Source organism: Yinghuangia sp. YIM S10712, assembly GCF_051388935.1.
Taxonomy (GTDB): domain Bacteria; phylum Actinomycetota; class Actinomycetes; order Streptomycetales; family Streptomycetaceae; genus Yinghuangia.
In genome coordinates, this window is sequence record NZ_JBPKBI010000001.1 from 709088 (window position 1) to 728826 (window position 19739).

The window sequence follows — 19739 nt, forward strand, 5'->3', positions numbered from 1 at the left end:
ACGAGGCGACCACGACGGCCGAGTTGGTCGCCGTCGTCCGCGACGCCGACGACCACGGGACGCCGCTGCTGCTCATCGGCGGCGGCAGCAACCTGGTCATCGGCGACGAGGGCTTCGACGGCATCGTGGTCCGCATCGCGACCAAGGGCCACACACTGAGCGGCCAGGGGCTCCTCAGCTCGGACGCGGGGGTGCGCTGGGACCACCTGGTCGAGACCGCGGTCGGCGCGGGCCTCGCGGGGCTGGAGTTCCTGTCCGGCATCCCGGGCAGCGCCGGGGCCACGCCGATCCAGAACGTCGGGGCGTACGGCCAGGAGGTCAGCGAGACCATCGCCCTCGTCGAGGTGTACGACCGGCACACCGGCCGCATGGACATGCTCGACCCGTCCGAGTGCGGATTCGCGTACCGCCACAGCGTGTTCAAGGGCGACAGCCGCTTCGTTGTGCTTCGTGTGCACTTCCAACTCCGCGACGAGGGCGGCCTGTCCGCGCCCGTGACCTACGCGGAGGCCGCCCGCGCGCTGGGAGTCGAACCAGGCGCCCGCGTCCCGCTCACAGCGGCCCGCGAGACCGTCCTCGCGCTCCGGCGCGGCAAGGGCATGGTCCTCGACGAGGCCGACCACGACACGTGGAGCGCGGGTTCGTTCTTCACCAACCCGGTGCTGACCGAGGCGCAGTTCGCCGCTCTGGCATCGCGCGTCACCGAGCGCCTGGGCCCCGACACCGCACCGCCGCGCTACCCCGCGGGCGACGGGCTGGCGAAGACGTCGGCCGCGTGGCTGATCGAGCGCGCGGGATTCGGCAAGGGGTACGGCACCGGGCCGGCCCGAATCTCGACAAAGCACACCCTCGCCCTGACCAACAGGGGCGCGGCGAAGACCGAGGACTTGTTGTCGCTCGCCCGCGAGGTCCGGGACGGGGTGCGTGAGGCCTTCGGTGTGGAACTCGTGAACGAGCCGGTATTCGTCGGCGCGGAGCTGTAACCGCAGCGTCGGGCGCTTGCCGCCGCCGAGCCCTGGGCCGCGCGCATATGCGCCCTGGGCACGGTGGGGTCGGCCGTCGGTGCGAGCCCGGCGATCCGGCGTTGTCGACCGTTCCCGGGATCCCATGGGCCCGAAGAGCCGGAACTCGCGGCGCGGCGGCCGGTCGTGCGGCCACGTGCCCAGTCCCACCGATGTCAAAAGCGCAGCTCAGCGGCTTGTCGAGAAGGGACTTGACCTAGGTAGTGATTGGGCACTAACTTCGTCTGCATGGCAGCCCCGCAGAAGTCTCCCGCAGCCGGCACCGTCCGGATGAGCGCCGACGAGCGTCGTGTCGCGGTCGTCCGCGCCGCCGTCAAGGAGTTCGCGGTCGGTGGCCTGCACGGGACGTCGACCGCCGTGATCGCCCAGCGCGTCGGGGTGTCGCAGCCCTACCTCTTCCGGTTGTTCGCCACAAAAAAGGAGCTTTTCCTCGCCGCGGTCGCCTTGGGCTTCCATCGGGTGGAGGAGACGTTCATCCGGGCCACCGAAGGCCTGACCGGCGCCGCCGCGGTCCACGCGATGGCCCACGCATACCAGGAGTTTCTCAGCAACGACCGGGATCTCCTGCACATGCAGTTGCAGGCGTACGTCGCCTCGGCGGATCCGGAGATCGGAGCCGAGGTCCGCAGGCATTGGGACCACCTGGACACGCTGGTCCGCGAGGCCGTCGACCTGCCGTCCCTGGAGGTCACCGACTTCTTCGCCCGCGGCATGCTCTGCAACGTGATCGCCGCGCTCGACCTCCCCCGGGAGCGCTACTTCGGCGACGTCCCGCTTGAGGACGGTGTCGCGCTCGGCTGCGAGGTGTGCGCCGCGGAGGCCGGGCAGACGGGCTAGGCCCGCCGCCTGTGCCTTTCGGCGCAGACGTGCGTCCCTAAAAGTAAGTGATCAATAACTAAATCCTTGGTCAAGAAAGTAAGTGACCGGTAACTCACCATCACGAGGGGACATCCATGAGTGAGAACCAGGCACCTCCCGCAGACAGCCCCCGCGCCGACAAGCCCGCGGAGAACCCCACAGGCAAGCGCACAGTCCTGTGGACGTTCATCGCGTCCAGCTTCGCGCTCTTCATGGCCGGGCTCGACAACCTCGTCGTCACCACCGCACTGCCGTCGATCCGCGACGATCTCGGGGCGGACATCTCCGAACTCGAATGGACGGTGAACGGCTACACGCTGAGCTTCGCCGTCCTCCTCATGCTGGGCGCCGCACTCGGCGACCGCTTCGGCCGCCGCCGCATCTTCGCCATCGGCATCGGCGTCTTCACCGTCGCCTCCGCACTCGCCGCGATAGCCCCCGACACCGGCACGCTCATCGCCGCCCGGGCCATCCAGGGCGCCGGCGCCGCCGCGATCCTCCCTCTGAGCCTCACGATCCTCACCCGTGCGGTCGCCCCCGAGAAGCGCCCGATGGCACTCGGCCTGTGGGGCGGCGTCAACGGCCTGTCCATCGCACTCGGCCCGCTCGTCGGCGGAGCGATCGTCGAAGACGGCTCGTGGCAGTGGATCTTCTGGCTCAACGTGCCGATCGGCCTGATCCTCGTCCCGCTCACCTGGTTCAAGGTCGAGGAGAGCCGCGGTCCCAACAGCCGCCTCGACCTCGTCGGCACGGTCCTGGTCAGCCTGGGCATGCTCGGTCTCATCTTCGGGCTGGTCCGCGGCGAGAGCCACGGATGGAGCAGCGCGTCGGTCGTCGGCCCGATCGCCGCCGGTCTCGTCCTCGTCGCCGCGTTCATCGCCTACGAGCGCCGCGCGCCGCAGCCGATGCTGCCGATGGCGATGTTCCGCAACCGCGCCTTCACCGCCCTCACCTTCTCCGGGCTGATGATGTTCGCCGGCGTCTTCGGCTCGATCTTCCTGCTCACGCAGTACTTCCAGGGCGTCCAGGGCTACTCGCCGCTCGGCGCGGGCCTGCGCATCCTGCCGTGGACCGCGATGCCGGTCGTCATCGCCCCGCTCGCCGGACCGCTCGCCGGGAAGATCGGCGGCCGCCCGCTGGTCATCGCCGGGCTGGCCCTGTGCGCCTCCGGTCTGGCCTGGTTCGCCGCGGTCGCGTCGCCGGACGTCACGTACGCCGAGCAGATCCCCGCGCTCGTCCTGTGCGGCCTGGGCATGTCGCTCTACTTCATCCCCACCGCAAGCCTGCTGATGGCCTCCGTCGGCACCCACGAGCAGGGCGTCGCCTCGGGCGCCAACAACGCCATGCGCGAACTCGGCGGCGTGTTCGGCGTCGCGGTCCTCGCGTCCGTCTTCAGCGCCAACGGCGGTTTCGCCTCCGGCGAGAACTTCGTCGACGGCCTGGTCCCCGCCCTCTGGGTCGGTGTTGCCCTCGCCGGACTCGGCGCGGTCACCGCGGCACTGATCCCGCGCCGCGCGGGCACGACGGCTGCATCGCCCCGGACACCGGCGACCGAGAAGGTGCCGGCCGCGGTCTGAGCCGAACCACCCGCACAGCCGGCGAAGCCGCCCGGGCACGGACCATGCGGGGGTCCGCGCCCGGGCGGCTTCGCGTGTGCGTCCCCGACCAATCCACGAGGCCTCACCGCCCGGGCCCGACGTCGGCCGTCACCGGGCGTCAACCCGCCAGCCACGCGTCGACGCCCGCCAGCAGCTTGTCCCGCACCTCGTCGGGCGCCACCGAGCCCCTGATCGACTGCCGTGCCAGCTCGGCCAGCTCCTCGTCGGTGAAACCCTGCGCGGTCCGCGCGATCTCGTACTGCGCCGCCAGGCGCGAGCCGAACAACAGCGGATCGTCCGCACCCAAAGCGACCGGTACGCCCGCCTCGAACAACCGCCGCAGCGGCACCTGAGCCGGATCGTCGTAGACCCCGAGCGCGACGTTCGACGCCGGGCACACCTCGCAGACGATCTCGCGTCGGGCCAACTCCGCCACCAGCTCCGGATCCTCGGCCGCGCGGACCCCGTGCCCCAAGCGCCGCGCCCCCAGCACGTCGACGCACTCGCGGATGCTGCGCGGCCCGTCCAACTCGCCGCCGTGCGGGTTCGCGAACAGCCCGGACCGCCGTGCGATGGCGAACGCGCGCTCGAACTCCAAGGCCCTGCCCCGCCGTTCGTCGTTCGACAAACCGAAACCGACGACCCGGCCCCCCGCGTACCGGGCCGCGAGTCGGGCCAGCGTGCGCGCCTCCAACTGGTGCTTCGTCCGATTGGCCGCGATCACCACCGCGATCCCCACACCCGTCGAGCGCTCGGCTTCCTCCACCGCGTCCAGGATCACCTCGACCGCCGGCGTGAGCCCGCCCAGCCGCGGCGCGTACGACGTCGGGTCCACCTGGATCTCCAGCCACCCCGAGCCCTCGGCGAGATCGTCCTCGGCCGCCTCACGCACGAGCCGGTGCACGTCGTCGACGCCGCGCACGCACGACCGGGCGATGTCGTACAGGCGCTGGAAGCGGAACCAGCCGCGCTCGTCGGTCGCCCGAAGGCGCGGCGGAGTGCCGGACGTCAGGGCGGACGGCAGGTGCACGCGGTACCGGTCGGCGAGCTCCAGCAGGGTCTGGGTGCGCATCGAACCGGTGAAGTGCAGGTGCAGGTGAGCCTTCGGGAGAGCGCGTACATCGCGGACGGGGTGATCCATCCCCCGAATCATGGCCGAACGCGCGCCCGAACGGGTGCCGTCCGCTCAGGTTGCCCCGTCCGGATGACCGGGAACCGGCGGCCGACGGCCCGCGAACGCGCGGTGGCCGCCCGCCGGTCCCGGCAGGCGGCCACCGCACAGTGCGATCCGCTCAGGCGGTCGTCACCGCGCCTCGGACAGAAGCTTCGCGATACGTGCGACACCCTCGGCCAGGTCGTCGTCGCCCAGCGCGTAGGAAAGACGCAGGTAGCCCGGCGTACCGAACGCCTCGCCCGGCACCACGGCGACCTCGGCCTCGTCGAGGATCAGGCTTGCCAGCTCCGCCGAGCTCGCCGGCACCTGCCCGCGGATCTCCTTGCCGATGACCCCCTTGACCGACGGGTAGGCGTAGAACGCCCCCTTCGGCTCGGGGCACTCGACGCCCGGGATCTCGTTGAGCAACCGCACGATCGTGCGGCGGCGGCGGTCGAACGCCACCTTCATCTCGTCGACCGCCGACAGGTCGCCGGACACCGCAGCGAGCGCCGCCGCCTGGGCCACGTTGCAGACGTTCGACGTCGCGTGCGACTGGAGGTTGGCGGCGGCCTTGACGACGTCCTTCGGCCCGATGACCCACCCCACGCGCCAGCCGGTCATGGCGTACGTCTTCGCGACGCCGTTGACGATGATCGTGCGGTCGGCCAGCTCGGGGACGACGGTCGGCATCGAGACGAACTCGGCGTCGTCGTACACCAGGTGCTCGTAGATCTCGTCGGTCAGCACCCACAGCCCGTGCGCGGCTGCCCAGCGCCCGATCTCCTCGACCTGCGCCCGCGAGTAGACGGCCCCCGTCGGGTTCGACGGCGAGACGAACAGCAGCACCTTGGTGTTCGGCGTACGCGCAGCCTCAAGCTGCTCGACCGACACCAGGTAGCCCGTCGTCTCATCCGCCACGACCTCGACCGGGACGCCGCCGGCCAGCTTGATCGACTCCGGGTACGTGGTCCAGTACGGCGCCGGCACGATCACCTCGTCGCCCGGGTCGAGGATCGCCGCGAACGCCTCGTAGATCGCCTGCTTGCCGCCGTTCGTGACCAGCACCTGCGACACGTCCACGGCGAGCCCGGAGTCGCGCAGGGTCTTGTCGACGATCGCCTGCTTCAGCTCCGGCAACCCCCCGGCCGGCGTGTAGCGGTGGAACCTCGGAGTGCGGCACGCGGCCACCGCCGCGTCGACGATGTAGTCCGGCGTCGGGAAGTCCGGCTCGCCGGCACCGAAACCGATGACCGGACGCCCGGCGGCCTTGAGGGCCTTGGCCTTGGCGTCGACGGCAAGGGTCGCGGACTCGGCGATCGCACCGATGCGTGCCGACACCCGGCGCTCGGTGGGGGAGCCGGTGCGGGGGTTTGTCTGGGGGCTGGAGGAAGCAGCGGTCATGCGTCCAATCGTCGCACTGCCCGGTGGGCCGGGACACGCCGGTTTCGGGATATGCCGCGGAAGAGCGGCACGAGGAACGGCCGGTTCGACCTGGGGCACCTCAACCCGTACACTCGTCCCCTGGCGGATCCAACCCCGTTGCTGTCGCGCCCGGAAACCCCGTGGTCCCGAGCTGGACGGTGGGCTAAGTTGGAGCCACCCTTGAAGGGCACTAGCTCAATTGGCAGAGCACCGGTCTCCAAAACCGGGGGTTGGGGGTTCAAGTCCCTCGTGCCCTGCGATGTGCCATACCGGCCGGGATGCAGGTCCTGCCGGGGTGCGCATGCAGTCAGCGCAGTCGAACAGCGCCGACGACACCGTCGGTGATCCAGTCAGGCCGGATCAGGTGAGGACGAGTGACGGAGGCCCACGGCTCCACCGCCACGCCCGAGGATGAGCGCTCGGACGAGCTTGGCGTGGACGAGACCCCTCCCGGCGGCGGCAACCGCAGGGGGCGCAGGGCCCAGGCCGAGAAGCCCGAGCCGAGGAAGCGGGGCATCTTCGCCCGGCTCGCGCTGTTCTACCGGCAGATCGTCGCCGAGCTCCGCAAGGTCGTCTGGCCGACGCGCAATGAGCTGATCACGTACACCACCGTCGTGATCGTCTTCTGCCTCATCATCATCGGCATCGTCTACGTGCTCGACCTCGGCTTCTCCAAGGCGGCGCTCGAAGTCTTCGGCTGATCCGCCCGTTCGGCGGTTACTGTGGTGTCCTGAGGCAGTGATGCCCAGGGCACCGGTTCATGTCTCCGGGCAGACCGCCGGCCCATCCGATTGACCCCCACCCAGGAAGAAGCAGCCACCGTGTCAGACCCGAACCTGTTCCCCGGCGAGGCCGTCGAGGAGACGGGGTCCCTGCCGGAGCAGGCGGAGGACGCCGCCGTGTCCTCCCCGGCCACCGCTGTCCCCGAAGGGGCCGTCGACGACGCGTCGGCCGCGGAAGGCGACGCCGCAGAGGCTGCGGAGGCTGCCGTGGTCGAGTCCCCGGTGGACACCCTTGAGGAGTTCCGCGAGGCCCTGCGCCGCGCACCCGGTGAGTGGTACGTCATCCACTCCTACGCGGGCTACGAGAACCGCGTGAAGGCCAACCTCGAATCGCGCACGACCTCGCTCAACATGGAGGAGTACATCTTCCAGGTCGAGGTGCCGATGGAAGAGGTCATCGAGATCAAGAACGGTCAGAAGAAGACCGTCAAGCGCAACAAGTTCCCCGGCTACGTGCTCGTCCGCATGGACCTGACGAACGAGTCGTGGGGCGCCGTGCGCAACACTCCCGGTGTCACCGGCTTCGTCGGCAACGCCCACGAGCCCTACCCGCTGACCCTCGACGAGGTCGCCAAGATCCTGGCCCCCGAAGAGGAGCAGGTCGCCGGCGGCGGCACCGCGACCAAGGCGCCCGCCGAGGTCAAGGTGCTCGACTTCGAGGTCGGCGACTCGGTCACCGTCATCGACGGCCCCTTCGCGACGCTCCAGGCGACGATCAACGAGATCAACGCCGACTCGCAGAAGGTCAAGGGCCTCGTCGAGATCTTCGGCCGCGAGACCCCGGTCGAGCTTTCGTTCAACCAGATCCAGAAGAACTGAGACTTCCCGGCCCGGGGCGGCGCGCAGCCGTTCCGGGCCGCGGATTAGGGCGCCTTCGCAACGGTGGCTATCGTTGTGGGGCGCCGCGCCGCGTGTGCCGCGTCCCCGAGCACTTGTCATGTGCCGCCGGGGGGCCGGACGAGCGCGGCGCATGCCGTACGAAAGAGCTCCCTCGCGGTGCTCTGCGTACCGTGCGGCGACAGGGAAGTACATCTCGTCGAAGGACCCGGAAACCATGCCTCCCAAGAAGAAGCTTGCAGCCATCATCAAGCTGCAGATCAAGGCCGGCGCCGCCACCCCGGCCCCGCCGGTCGGTCCGGCGCTGGGCCAGCACGGCGTCAACATCATGGAGTTCTGCAAGGCCTACAACGCGGCCACCGAGTCGCAGCGCGGCGACATCGTGCCGGTGGAGATCTCGGTCTTCGAGGACCGTTCCTTCACCTTCGTCACGAAGACGCCGCCGGCCGCGCGCCTGATCCTCAAGGCCGCGGGTGTCGAGAAGGGCTCGGGCGAGCCGCACAAGACCAAGGTCGCCAAGATCACGCGCGAGCAGGTCCGCGGCATCGCCGAGACGAAGATGCCCGACCTCAACGCGAACGACCTGGACGCCGCCGAGAAGATCATCGCCGGCACCGCACGTTCGATGGGCATCACGGTCGAGGGCTGAGCCCCCGCCGGATCCTCCAGCACCTCGGCAACACGTGGCAGGGCCGTTGCGTCGGCCCGATCCACCACGACTCCTCTTCGCATCTCCCAGGAGCAGAAGTGACGCAGCGCAGCAAGACCTACCGCGAGGTCGCCGCCCAGGTGGACCGCGAGCGGCTGTACGCCCCGCTCGAAGCCGTCCGCCTGGCCAAGGCCACCTCGAAGACCAAGTTCGACGCGACCGTCGAGGTCGCCCTGCGCCTGGGCGTCGACCCGCGCAAGGCCGACCAGATGGTCCGCAGCACCGTCATCCTCCCGCACGGCACCGGCAAGACCGCCCGGGTCCTGGTCTTCGCGACCGGTGACCGTGCCGAGGCTGCGAAGGCTGCGGGCGCCGACATCGTCGGCGCCGACGAGCTGATCGACCGGATCCTCAAGGGCGAACTGCTCAACGAGATCGACTCGGTCGTCGCCACGCCGGACCTCATGGGCAAGGTCGGCCGCCTCGGCCGCGTGCTCGGTCCGCGCGGTCTGATGCCCAACCCCAAGACGGGCACCGTGACGCCGGACGTCGCCAAGGCGGTCAACGAGATCAAGGGCGGCAAGATCGAGTTCCGCGTCGACAAGCACTCCAACCTGCACTTCGTGATCGGCAAGACGTCGTTCAGCGACGAGCAGCTCGTGGAGAACTACGGCGCCGCGCTCGACGAGGTCCTGCGTGTCAAGCCGTCCGCCGCCAAGGGCCGCTACGTCAAGAAGGTCGCCTTCACGACGACGATGGGCCCCGGCATCCCGGTCGACCCGAACCGCACCCGCAACCTCCTCGTCGAGGAGGACCCGGCCGCCGTCTGACCGATCCGGTCGACGCCGCGTCAGGCAGCGAACTCCGGTGGCCCGTACACACCTTCGTGGGGTGTACGGGCCACCGCACGTTTTCGCGGGGTGCGCGGGCCACGTTGCGGGCCGGTCGCCGGGAGAGCGTTCGGCACACGGGCGCGACCGTGTGCGTCCGTCAGCCCACTCCTTTGATACGCACGATCCTTCGCACGGACACGCGGGCCACCCCACATTCGACGCGGTGGTGGGGACAGCGATCCGTTGCGACGAGCCGTGGGCCGACCGATGGCACGGGTAGGGGCGCGAAACTCCGCCGAGGCAACGAAGCGGCACTTGAAGGGGCACATGACGCCGCGCCCCCACCCGCGATAGGGATTTGCCACATCTGCTCGCTCTCCCGTACCTTGGGGCGAAGCCAAAGACCGCCGGTCGTCACTGGCGTGCCCTTCTCGCAAGGGTCCCGTGACCGAAGGTTCCGCAGCAGCGGGCGACCTGCGCAGGTGTTCGTGAGACGTTCCTGGCCCGCCCGGATCACCGGAGGGCCGTGTCCGCCCCGTGCGCCCGCGCCGGGGCGTTTTCGTTTGTCGGGTCCCCTGTCCGTCGGTGGTCTGTCCGGCATCCGGTCGGTCCACGGCCGATCGTCGATCGCATCGCGGAAGGAGGCCCGTCCCATGGCGAGGCCCGACAAGGCAGCCGCGGTTGCCGAGCTCGCGGACATGTTCCGCGACTCGAACGCCGCCGTGCTGACCGAGTACCGCGGGCTCACCGTGGCGAAGCTCAAGGAGCTCCGCCGTTCCCTCGGTGAGAACGCGCAGTACGCCGTGGTGAAGAACACGCTGACCAAGGTTGCGGCGAACGAGGCGGGCATCAGCGAGCTGGACGAGCTCCTTGAGGGCCCGTCCGCGATCGCCTTCGTCTCCGGTGACCCGGTCGAGGCTGCCAAGAGCCTGCGTGACTTCTCCAAGGCGAACCCTCTTCTCGTCATCAAGGGCGGTGTCCTGGAGGGCAAGGCCCTCAGCGCTGACGAGATCAAGAAGCTCGCGGACCTCGAGTCCCGCGAGGTGCTGCTCGCCAAGCTGGCGGGCGCCATGAAGGGCTCGATGGCCAAGGCCGCCGCGACCTTCCAGGCCCCGCTCACGCAGTTCGCTCGCACCGCGGACGCACTGCGCGCGAAGGTCGAGCAGGGCGGTGCCGGCGAGCCGGCTCCCGCCGCCGAGGCCGCGGAGGCCGCGGCCGAGTAATTCGGCCCGCAGGACCGCGACCCCGGTCGCCGGGGGCCCAGCCCCCGCCATCCACATCACCCGGCACCCGCCGAACCAGATTAGGAAGGACCGCCGATCATGGCGAAGCTCAGCACTGACGAGCTGCTCGACGCGTTCAAGGAAATGTCCCTCATCGAGCTCTCCGAGTTCGTGAAGCTCTTCGAGGACACCTTCGACGTCAAGGCTGCCGCCCCGGCCGCCGTGGCCGTGGCCGGCCCGACCGGTGGCGGCGAGGCTGCCGAGGTCGAGGTCAAGGACACCTTCGACGTCATCCTCGAAGGCGCGGGCGACAAGAAGATCCAGGTCATCAAGGAGGTCCGCGCGCTCACGAGCCTGGGCCTGAAGGAAGCCAAGGACCTGGTCGACGGCGCCCCGAAGCCGCTGCTTGAGGGCGTCAACAAGGAAGCCGCGGACAAGGCGAAGGCCGCCCTTGAGGGCGCCGGCGCCACCGTCTCCGTGAAGTAATCACGGTCGGCAGTACCTGCACCATCCGTCAGGCGGCAACCCGAAAAGGGGTTGCCGCCTGACGGCGTTTTCGAGGAAACCGGGGCACAGTCTGTGGTGACCGCCGTAGCGCGTCAGCCGAAAGGCGACGCCGGCCCCGGATCGCGAACGCCGAGGCGGCGAACGCGGGCTCATGCCCCAAGGCCTCACTCCGCGGCCGCGTCCGGCGGCAGGGCGCGTCGGCCGAGACGCGACACCGACCGCACCTTGCGAACGCGGAAGCGGCGATCGTGGCCGCACCGCGGCACGGCACGTCGCCACAGCGCGATAAGTCAGGTACCACGCACACGCACACTGCGGCACCGAGCGATGCAATCAGGCCATCGACGTCAGCCGTGCTCGGCCGTGGCAGGGGGACTCCGAACGTGACACGCGAACCCGAGGGCCGAGGCGAGGCGGCGCTACGAACGTCAGTCGAGGCGGCAATTTTGTGGTGACCCGTTGCCGGCGGTGGGCGCCGCGAGTACGACGTTTCGCGGCCCCCTTCCGCCCTGCGCGAGCACGCCGGGCGGTGACACAGCACACATGAGGAAACACAGCAGGACTCGGCGCTCGGCGGACTCGCCGCGGCCGGGGACGTCGGCGCCCCCGGCCGACGGTCCTGTGGAGAGCCGCCCAGGGTGGCGAGACGTTCCGGAGAACGTGGCATCGGTCTCGTGCCGCAGGCCTTCGGGGCGTCGGATTCACCGGTTCGGCTTCACCCGCAAGAGTGATTTACACAACACTTGGGAACGCTGTTTGCGATGTCCGGCGCACCCTGCCCGAAGTTCCCGTACACCTGCGCGGAGGTACCCGCGCGGTGCCCCGGCAACCGCCTGTTCTCGCGCCTGCGGCCCGATCCCGGTGTCGTCGGCCGGGGGACCGGGAGGGGCGTGACCTGCGGGTGCGCGCAGAATTCGGGCGAACCTGCAACGCGCCGACTCGGCAGCGGGTATCTGTCGGTCGGCTGTGCAAGAGTGGTCCCCGCGCCGCAACCGCTTGGCCGCCTCTTGACGAACCGGACGCGGCGCGCAATTCTTCGGACGCGTCCCGAAGAGCACTTGCCGGGTGGCAGAAGCCCCCGAGATGGCGAGCGCCCATTCCAGGCGCTGGACAGCGGTGTGCCGTGTGGCTACACTGACCCTTTGCGCTGCCTGTTGACCCGTCCACGGTAACTCCCACCGAGGCTGTCCGGCATGCGCATAGTGAGTCCGATGCCCTCGGAAGGACCCCTCTTGGCCGCCTCGCGCAACGCCACGAACGCTACGAACAACGGCGCCGCCAGTACCGCCCCGCTCCGCATCTCCTTCGCCAAGATCCGCGAGCCTCTTGAGGTACCGAACCTTCTCGCGCTGCAAACCGAGAGCTTCGACTGGCTGCTCGGCAACAGCGTTTGGAAGGCTCGAGTCGAGGATGCGCTCGCCTCCGGAGCAGACGTCCCCAGGAAGTCCGGCCTCGAAGAGATCTTCGAGGAGATCTCCCCGATCGAGGACTTCTCCGGGTCGATGTCGCTCACGTTCCGCGACCACCGCTTCGAGCCGCCGAAGAACTCGATCGAAGAGTGCAAGGAGCGTGACTTCACGTACTCCGCGCCGCTGTTCGTGACGGCGGAGTTCACCAACAACGAGACCGGCGAGATCAAGAGCCAGACCGTCTTCATGGGCGACTTCCCGCTCATGACGAACAAGGGCACGTTCATCATCAACGGCACCGAGCGTGTCGTGGTGTCGCAGCTCGTGCGCTCGCCCGGCGTCTACTTCGACAAGCAGATCGACAAGACGTCCGACAAGGACATCTTCAGCGCCAAGGTCATCCCGTCGCGCGGTGCGTGGCTGGAGCTGGAGATCGACAAGCGCGACACCGTCGGTGTGCGCATCGACCGCAAGCGCAAGCAGTCCGTCACCGTGTTGCTGAAGGCGCTGGGCTGGACCGACTCGCAGATCCTTGAGGAGTTCGGCGAGTACGAGTCGATGCGCCAGACCCTGGAGAAGGACCACACCCAGGGCCAGGACGACGCGCTGCTCGACATCTATCGCAAGCTGCGTCCGGGCGAGCCGCCCACGCGTGAGGCCGCGCAGACGCTGCTGGAGAACCTCTACTTCAACCCGAAGCGGTACGACCTCGCCAAGGTCGGCCGGTACAAGATCAACAAGAAGCTGGGCGTCGACCGCCCGCTCGACGCGGGGACCCTCACCGTCGAGGACGTCATCGCGACGATCAAGTACCTGGTCAAGCTGCACGCCGGCGAGCAGGAGATGACCGGCCTGTCCGGCCAGGAGATCGTCGTCGAGGCCGACGACATCGACCACTTCGGCAACCGCCGCCTGCGCAACGTCGGCGAGCTGATCCAGAACCAGGTCCGCACCGGCCTCGCGCGCATGGAGCGCGTCGTCCGTGAGCGCATGACCACGCAGGACGTCGAGGCGATCACGCCGCAGACGCTGATCAACATCCGGCCGGTCGTCGCCTCCATCAAGGAGTTCTTCGGCACAAGCCAGTTGTCGCAGTTCATGGACCAGACCAACCCGCTGTCGGGCCTGACCCACAAGCGGCGCCTGAACGCGCTCGGCCCCGGTGGTCTGTCGCGCGAGCGGGCGGGCTTCGAGGTCCGCGACGTGCACCCGTCCCACTACGGCCGCATGTGTCCGATCGAGACGCCGGAAGGCCCGAACATCGGCCTGATCGGCTCGCTCGCGTCGTACGGGCGGGTCAACGCGTTCGGCTTCGTCGAGACCCCGTACCGCAGGGTCACCGACGGTGTCGTCACCGACGAGGTGGACTACCTGACCGCCGACGAAGAGGACCGCTTCGTCATCGCGCAGGCGAACGCTCCGCTGAACGACGACAACACGTTCGCGGAGGCCCGCGCGCTGGTCCGTCGCCGCGGCGGCGAGATCGACTACCTTCCGGGCGACGAGATCGACTACATGGACGTCTCGCCGCGCCAGATGGTGTCGGTCGCGACCGCGATGATCCCCTTCCTGGAGCACGACGACGCCAACCGCGCGCTCATGGGATCGAACATGATGCGCCAGGCCGTGCCGCTCCTGAAGTCCGAGTCGCCGCTGGTCGGCACCGGCATGGAGTACCGCGCGGCGGTCGACGCGGCCGACGTCATCGCGGCCGAGAAGGACGGCGTGGTCACCGACGTGTCGGCGGACTACGTCACCGTCATGAACGACGACGCCACGTACACCACGTACCGCGTGCAGAAGTTCATGCGCTCCAACCAGGGCACGAGCTTCAACCAGAAGGTCATCGTCGACGAGGGCGCGCGTGTCGTGGCCGGCCAGGTCCTCGCGGACGGGCCGTGCACCGAAGACGGCGAGATGGCCCTCGGCAAGAACCTCCTCGTGGCGTTCATGCCGTGGGAAGGCCACAACTACGAGGACGCGATCATCCTGTCGCAGCGCCTCGTGCAGGACGACGTCCTCTCCTCGATCCACATCGAGGAGCACGAGGTCGACGCCCGCGACACCAAGCTGGGCCCCGAGGAGATCACCCGGGACATCCCGAACGTCTCCGAGGAGGTCCTCGCCGACCTCGACGAGCGCGGCATCATCCGCATCGGCGCGGACGTCGTGCCCGGCGACATCCTGGTCGGCAAGGTCACCCCCAAGGGCGAGACCGAGCTGACCCCCGAGGAGCGCCTGCTCCGCGCGATCTTCGGCGAGAAGGCGCGCGAGGTCCGCGACACCTCGCTGAAGGTGCCGCACGGTGAGCAGGGCAAGGTCATCGGCGTGCGCGTCTTCGACCGCGAGGCCGGAGACGAACTGCCGCCGGGCGTGAACCAGCTGGTCCGCGTCTATGTCGCGCAGAAGCGCAAGATCACCGACGGTGACAAGCTCGCGGGCCGCCACGGCAACAAGGGCGTCATCGCCAAGATCCTGCCGGTCGAGGACATGCCGTTCCTGGAGGACGGCACCCCGGTCGACATCATCCTCAACCCGCTGGGCGTCCCGTCCCGGATGAACCCGGGCCAGGTCCTCGAAACCCACCTCGGCTGGGTGGCCAGCCGCGGCTGGCAGGTCGAGGGCAGCGACGAGGAGTGGAAGGACCGCCTGCGCGCCATCGGCGCGGACGCGGCGGAGCCCGGCACCAACGTCGCCACCCCGGTCTTCGACGGCGCGCGCGAGGAGGAGATCACGGGTCTGCTGGACTCGACGATCCCGAACCGCGACGGCGTCCGCATGATCGACGGGTCCGGCAAGGCACGGCTGTTCGACGGCCGCTCCGGCGAGCCGTTCCCGCACCCGATCTCGGTCGGCTACATGTACATCCTGAAGCTGCACCACCTGGTCGACGACAAGCTGCACGCCCGGTCGACCGGTCCGTACTCGATGATCACCCAGCAGCCGCTGGGTGGTAAGGCGCAGTTCGGTGGCCAGCGCTTCGGTGAGATGGAGGTGTGGGCGCTGGAGGCGTACGGCGCCGCCTACGCCCTCCAGGAACTTCTGACGATCAAGTCCGACGACGTGCTCGGCCGCGTGAAGGTCTACGAGGCCATCGTCAAGGGCGAGAACATCCCGGAGCCCGGCATCCCCGAGTCCTTCAAGGTGCTCATCAAGGAGATGCAGTCGCTCTGCCTCAACGTGGAAGTGCTCTCCAGCGACGGCATGTCGATCGAGATGCGCGACACGGACGAGGACGTCTTCCGCGCGGCGGAGGAGCTCGGTATCGACCTGTCCCGGCGCGAGCCGAGCAGCGTCGAAGAGGTCTGATGTGCGGCCCGGGACCCGATGACGTTCGGGCCCCGGACACCCGGACCACAGACCTGATGAAGACACCCCCGGGGCGGCCGCCAACCCCAGTGGCCGCCGCCGGGACCAAACCCCGAAAGAGGGATTGACGAAACAGTGCTCGACGTCAACTTCTTCGACGAGCTGCGTATCGGTCTCGCCACCGCCGACGACATCCGCACGTGGTCCCACGGCGAGGTCAAGAAGCCCGAAACCATCAACTACCGCACCCTGAAGCCGGAAAAGGACGGGCTCTTCTGCGAGAAGATCTTCGGCCCCACCCGGGACTGGGAGTGCTACTGCGGCAAGTACAAGCGCGTCCGCTTCAAGGGCATCATCTGCGAGCGCTGCGGCGTCGAGGTCACGCGCGCCAAGGTGCGCCGTGAGCGGATGGGCCACATCGAACTGGCCGCGCCGGTCACCCACATCTGGTACTTCAAGGGCGTGCCGAGCCGTCTCGGCTACTTGCTCGACCTCGCCCCGAAGGACCTGGAGAAGGTCATCTACTTCGCGGCGTACATGATCACGTACGTCGACGAGGAGCGCCGCCAGCGCGACCTGCCGTCGCTTGAGGCCAAGATCTCGGTCGAGCGCCAGCAGATCGAGCAGCGCCGCGACGCCGCGGTCGAGGAGCGCCAGAAGAAGCTCGAAGCCGACCTGGCGGAGCTGGAGGCCGAAGGCGCCAAGTCCGACGTGCGCCGCAAGGTGCGCGAGGGTGCCGAGCGCGAGATGAAGCAGCTCCGCGACCGCAACCAGCGCGAGCTCGACCGTCTCGACGAGGTGTGGACCCGCTTCAAGAACCTCAAGGTCCAGGACCTCGAAGGCGACGAGATCCTGTTCCGCGAGATGCGGGACCGCTTCGGCACGTACTTCCTCGGCAGCATGGGCGCGCAGGCGCTCCAGAAGCGCCTGGAGTCGTTCGACCTCGAAGCCGAGGCCGAGAAGCTGCGCGAGATCATCCGCACCGGCAAGGGCCAGAAGAAGACCCGTGCGCTCAAGCGCCTCAAGGTCGTCTCGGCGTTCCTCCAGACCCGCAACAGCCCGACGGGCATGGTGCTGGACTGCGTCCCGGTCATCCCGCCGGACCTGCGTCCGATGGTGCAGCTGGACGGTGGCCGCTTCGCGACCTCCGACCTGAACGACCTGTACCGCCGCGTCATCAACCGCAACAACCGCCTGAAGCGGCTTCTCGACCTCGGCGCGCCCGAGATCATCGTGAACAACGAGAAGCGCATGCTCCAGGAGGCCGTCGACGCGCTGTTCGACAACGGCCGCCGCGGTCGTCCGGTCACCGGGCCGGGCAACCGTCCGCTCAAGTCGCTGTCCGACATGCTCAAGGGCAAGCAGGGCCGGTTCCGCCAGAACCTGCTCGGCAAGCGCGTCGACTACTCGGGCCGCTCGGTCATCGTCGTCGGCCCGCAGCTCAAGCTGCACCAGTGCGGTCTGCCCAAGCAGATGGCGCTGGAGCTGTTCAAGCCGTTCGTGATGAAGCGCCTGGTCGACCTGAACCACGCGCAGAACATCAAGTCGGCCAAGCGCATGGTCGAGCGCGCCCGCCCGGTCGTGTGGGACGTCCTCGAAGAGGTCATCGCCGAGCACCCGGTTCTGCTGAACCGTGCGCCGACGCTGCACCGCCTCGGCATCCAGGCCTTCGAGCCGCAGTTGGTCGAGGGCAAGGCCATCCAGATCCACCCGCTCGTCTGCACCGCGTTCAACGCGGACTTCGACGGCGACCAGATGGCCGTGCACCTGCCGCTGTCCGCCGAGGCCCAGGCCGAGGCCCGCATCCTGATGCTGTCCTCGAACAACATCCTCAAGCCGGCCGACGGCCGGCCGGTCACCATGCCCACGCAGGACATGGTGCTGGGGCTGTTCTTCCTGACGTCCGACCGCGACGACATGAAGGGCACCGGACGCCAGTTCTCCTCGGTCGCCGAGGCCATCATGGCGTTCGACGCCCGGGAGCTGGACCTCCAGGCGAAGATCGACCTGCGCCTGCCCGCCGGCACCGTGCCGCCGCGCGGCTGGGTCGCGCCGGACAACGGCCCGGAGGGCGTGACCTGGGAGCCGGGGCAGCCGCTGCGGCTCACCACGACGCTCGGCCGCGCGCTGTTCAACGAACTCCTGCCGCTGGACTACCCGTTCATCGACACCGAGGTCGGCAAGAAGCAGCTCTCCGCGATCGTCAACGACCTCGCGGAGCGCTACCCCAAGGTCGAGGTCGCCGCGACGCTGGACAACCTCAAGGCCGCGGGCTTCCACTGGGCCACGCGCTCGGGGGTCACGGTGTCGATCTCCGACATCGTGGTGCCGCCGAACAAGGCGCAGATCCTCGAAAGCTTCGAGGCGCAGGCCGACAAGATCCAGAAGCAGTACGAGCGCGGTCTGATCACCAAGGCCGAGCGCGCTCAGGAGCAGATCCAGATCTGGACCAAGGCGACCAACGAGGTCGCCGACGCGATGAACGCGAACTTCCCGAAGACGAACCCCATCTTCATGATGGTCGACTCGGGTGCGCGCGGAAACATGATGCAGATGCGTCAGATCGCGGGCATGCGCGGTCTGGTGTCGAACGCCAAGAACGAGACGATCCCGCGTCCCATCAAGGCGTCGTTCCGCGAGGGCCTGTCCGTGCTGGAGTACTTCATCTCCACGCACGGTGCGCGCAAGGGTCTCGCCGACACCGCGCTGCGCACCGCCGACTCGGGTTACCTGACCCGGCGTCTGGTGGACGTCTCGCAGGACGTGATCATCCGCGAGGAGGACTGCGGCACCGACCGCGGCCTCACCCTCGACATCGCGGTCCGGGCGGCGGACGGTTCGCTGCGCAAGACCAACGACGTCGAGACCAGCGTGTACGCGCGCAGCCTCGCCGAGGATGTCGTCGTGGACGGCAAGGTCATCGCCCCCGCGGGCGTCGACCTGGGCGACGTCATCATCAACCAGCTCGTCGCCGCCGGCGTCGAGCAGGTGAAGACCCGCTCGGTGCTGACCTGCGAGTCCAAGGTCGGCACGTGCGCGATGTGCTACGGCCGTTCGCTGGCCACCGGCAAGCTCGTCGACATCGGCGAGGCGGTCGGCATCATCGCCGCCCAGTCGATCGGTGAGCCGGGCACCCAGCTCACGATGCGTACCTTCCACACCGGTGGTGTGGCCGGTGACGACATCACGCAGGGTCTGCCGCGTGTCGTCGAGCTCTTCGAGGCCCGCACCCCCAAGGGTGTGGCCCCGATCAGCGAGGCGTCCGGCCGGGTCCGCATCGAGGACACCGACAAGACCCGCAAGGTCGTGGTGACCCCGGACGACGGCTCGGACGAGCTGGCGTACGCGGTGTCCAAGCGCGTGAAGCTGACCGTGGACGAAGGCGACCCCGTCAAGGTCGGCCAGCGGCTGACCCAGGGTGCGGTCAACCCGCACGACGTGCTGCGCATCCTCGGCCAGCGCGCGGTGCAGGTGCACCTCGTGGCCGAGGTCCAGAAGGTCTACAACTCGCAGGGCGTGTCGATCCACGACAAGCACATCGAGATCATCATCCGGCAGATGCTGCGCCGCGTGACGATCATCGAGTCGGGCGACGCCGAGCTGCTGCCGGGCGAACTGGTCGAGCGCGGCCGGTTCGAGAGCGAGAACCGGCGCGTGGTGGCCGAGGGCGGTCAGCCGGCCTCGGGACGTCCGCAGCTCATGGGTATCACCAAGGCGTCGCTGGCCACCGAGTCGTGGCTGTCGGCGGCCTCCTTCCAGGAGACGACCCGGGTGCTCACCGACGCGGCGATCCACGCCAAGTCGGACCCGCTGCTGGGCCTGAAGGAGAACGTCATCATCGGCAAGCTGATCCCGGCCGGTACGGGCATGCCCCGCTACCGCAACATCCGGGTGGAGCCGACCGAGGAGGCGAAGGCCGCGATGTACTCGATGTCCGGGTACGACGAGGCCGACTACTCCGCCTTCGGCACCGGCTCGGGCCAGGCGGTTCCGCTGGAGGAGTACGACTTCGGCGGCTACCAGGGCTGAGCCCGCGCAACGCCGGCAGGGTCGCCACCACACCGGTGGCGGCCCTGCCGCGTTTTTCGGGGACGTGAAAGGCCTGGCGTCCGAAGCTCTCGCCGGCCCCCCTCG

General features: G+C 69.0%; 13 protein-coding genes and 1 tRNA gene. 12 read left to right on the forward strand and 2 right to left on the reverse strand.

Annotated features, from left to right (window positions below; genetic code table 11):
* The 3 genes from ACRX5W_RS03360 to ACRX5W_RS03370 form a co-directional block, all read left to right on the forward strand.
* Window positions 1-983 (forward strand): UDP-N-acetylmuramate dehydrogenase (locus ACRX5W_RS03360; protein WP_436786360.1); only part of this gene is annotated, 983 nt, incomplete at its 5' end.
* 267 nt (window positions 984-1250) lie between these two features.
* Window positions 1251-1859, forward strand: a complete 609-nt coding sequence (locus ACRX5W_RS03365; protein ID WP_436786361.1) for a TetR/AcrR family transcriptional regulator — start codon at window positions 1251-1253, stop codon at window positions 1857-1859.
* A gap of 116 nt (window positions 1860-1975) precedes the next feature.
* On the forward strand, window positions 1976-3457 hold the full coding sequence (locus ACRX5W_RS03370; protein WP_436786362.1) for a DHA2 family efflux MFS transporter permease subunit: 1482 nt from the start codon (window positions 1976-1978) through the stop codon (window positions 3455-3457).
* A 139-nt stretch (window positions 3458-3596) separates the two neighbouring features.
* Here ACRX5W_RS03370 and ACRX5W_RS03375 read toward each other — a convergent pair whose 3' ends face one another.
* Both ACRX5W_RS03375 and ACRX5W_RS03380 read right to left on the reverse strand, forming a co-directional pair.
* The gene (locus ACRX5W_RS03375) at window positions 3597-4619 is read right to left on the reverse strand and encodes an adenosine deaminase (RefSeq protein ID WP_436786363.1); all 1023 of its coding nucleotides are present in this window, start codon (window positions 4617-4619) and stop codon (window positions 3597-3599) included.
* Between the two features lie 162 nt (window positions 4620-4781).
* Window positions 4782-6035, reverse strand: coding sequence for a pyridoxal phosphate-dependent aminotransferase (locus tag ACRX5W_RS03380; RefSeq protein WP_436786364.1), 1254 nt, complete (start codon window positions 6033-6035; stop codon window positions 4782-4784).
* 205 nt (window positions 6036-6240) lie between these two features.
* Between ACRX5W_RS03380 and ACRX5W_RS03385 the strand changes: the two genes are divergently transcribed.
* The 9 genes from ACRX5W_RS03385 to ACRX5W_RS03425 all read left to right on the forward strand — a co-directional run bounded on the left by ACRX5W_RS03385 (window position 6241) and on the right by ACRX5W_RS03425 (window position 19634).
* Window positions 6241-6313: transfer RNA gene (locus tag ACRX5W_RS03385), tRNA-Trp, on the forward strand.
* A 117-nt stretch (window positions 6314-6430) separates the two neighbouring features.
* Window positions 6431-6757, forward strand: coding sequence for a preprotein translocase subunit SecE (gene secE / locus ACRX5W_RS03390; protein WP_436786365.1), 327 nt, complete (start codon window positions 6431-6433; stop codon window positions 6755-6757).
* Between the two features lie 120 nt (window positions 6758-6877).
* Entirely contained in the window at window positions 6878-7657 is a 780-nt protein-coding gene (gene nusG, locus ACRX5W_RS03395) for a transcription termination/antitermination protein NusG (protein ID WP_436786366.1), read from the forward strand.
* A gap of 235 nt (window positions 7658-7892) precedes the next feature.
* Window positions 7893-8324 (forward strand): 50S ribosomal protein L11, encoded by a 432-nt coding sequence (gene rplK / locus ACRX5W_RS03400; RefSeq protein ID WP_436786367.1) that lies wholly within the window; start codon window positions 7893-7895, stop codon window positions 8322-8324.
* Window positions 8325-8422: 98 nt separating this feature from the next.
* Window positions 8423-9154, forward strand: a complete 732-nt coding sequence (rplA, locus tag ACRX5W_RS03405; protein WP_436786368.1) for a 50S ribosomal protein L1 — start codon at window positions 8423-8425, stop codon at window positions 9152-9154.
* A 656-nt stretch (window positions 9155-9810) separates the two neighbouring features.
* The gene (gene rplJ / locus ACRX5W_RS03410; protein WP_436786369.1) at window positions 9811-10380 is read left to right on the forward strand and encodes a 50S ribosomal protein L10; all 570 of its coding nucleotides are present in this window, start codon (window positions 9811-9813) and stop codon (window positions 10378-10380) included.
* A 99-nt stretch (window positions 10381-10479) separates the two neighbouring features.
* Complete coding sequence (gene rplL, locus ACRX5W_RS03415; protein WP_436786370.1) at window positions 10480-10866, forward strand: 50S ribosomal protein L7/L12; 387 nt, start codon at window positions 10480-10482, stop codon at window positions 10864-10866.
* Window positions 10867-12119: 1253 nt separating this feature from the next.
* Window positions 12120-15605, forward strand: coding sequence for a DNA-directed RNA polymerase subunit beta (gene rpoB, locus ACRX5W_RS03420; RefSeq protein WP_436786776.1), 3486 nt, complete (start codon window positions 12120-12122; stop codon window positions 15603-15605).
* 135 nt (window positions 15606-15740) lie between these two features.
* A complete protein-coding gene (locus ACRX5W_RS03425; RefSeq protein WP_436786371.1) occupies window positions 15741-19634 on the forward strand; it encodes a DNA-directed RNA polymerase subunit beta' in 3894 nt (1297 codons plus the stop codon).
* Window positions 19635-19739: the final 105 nt, after the last annotated feature.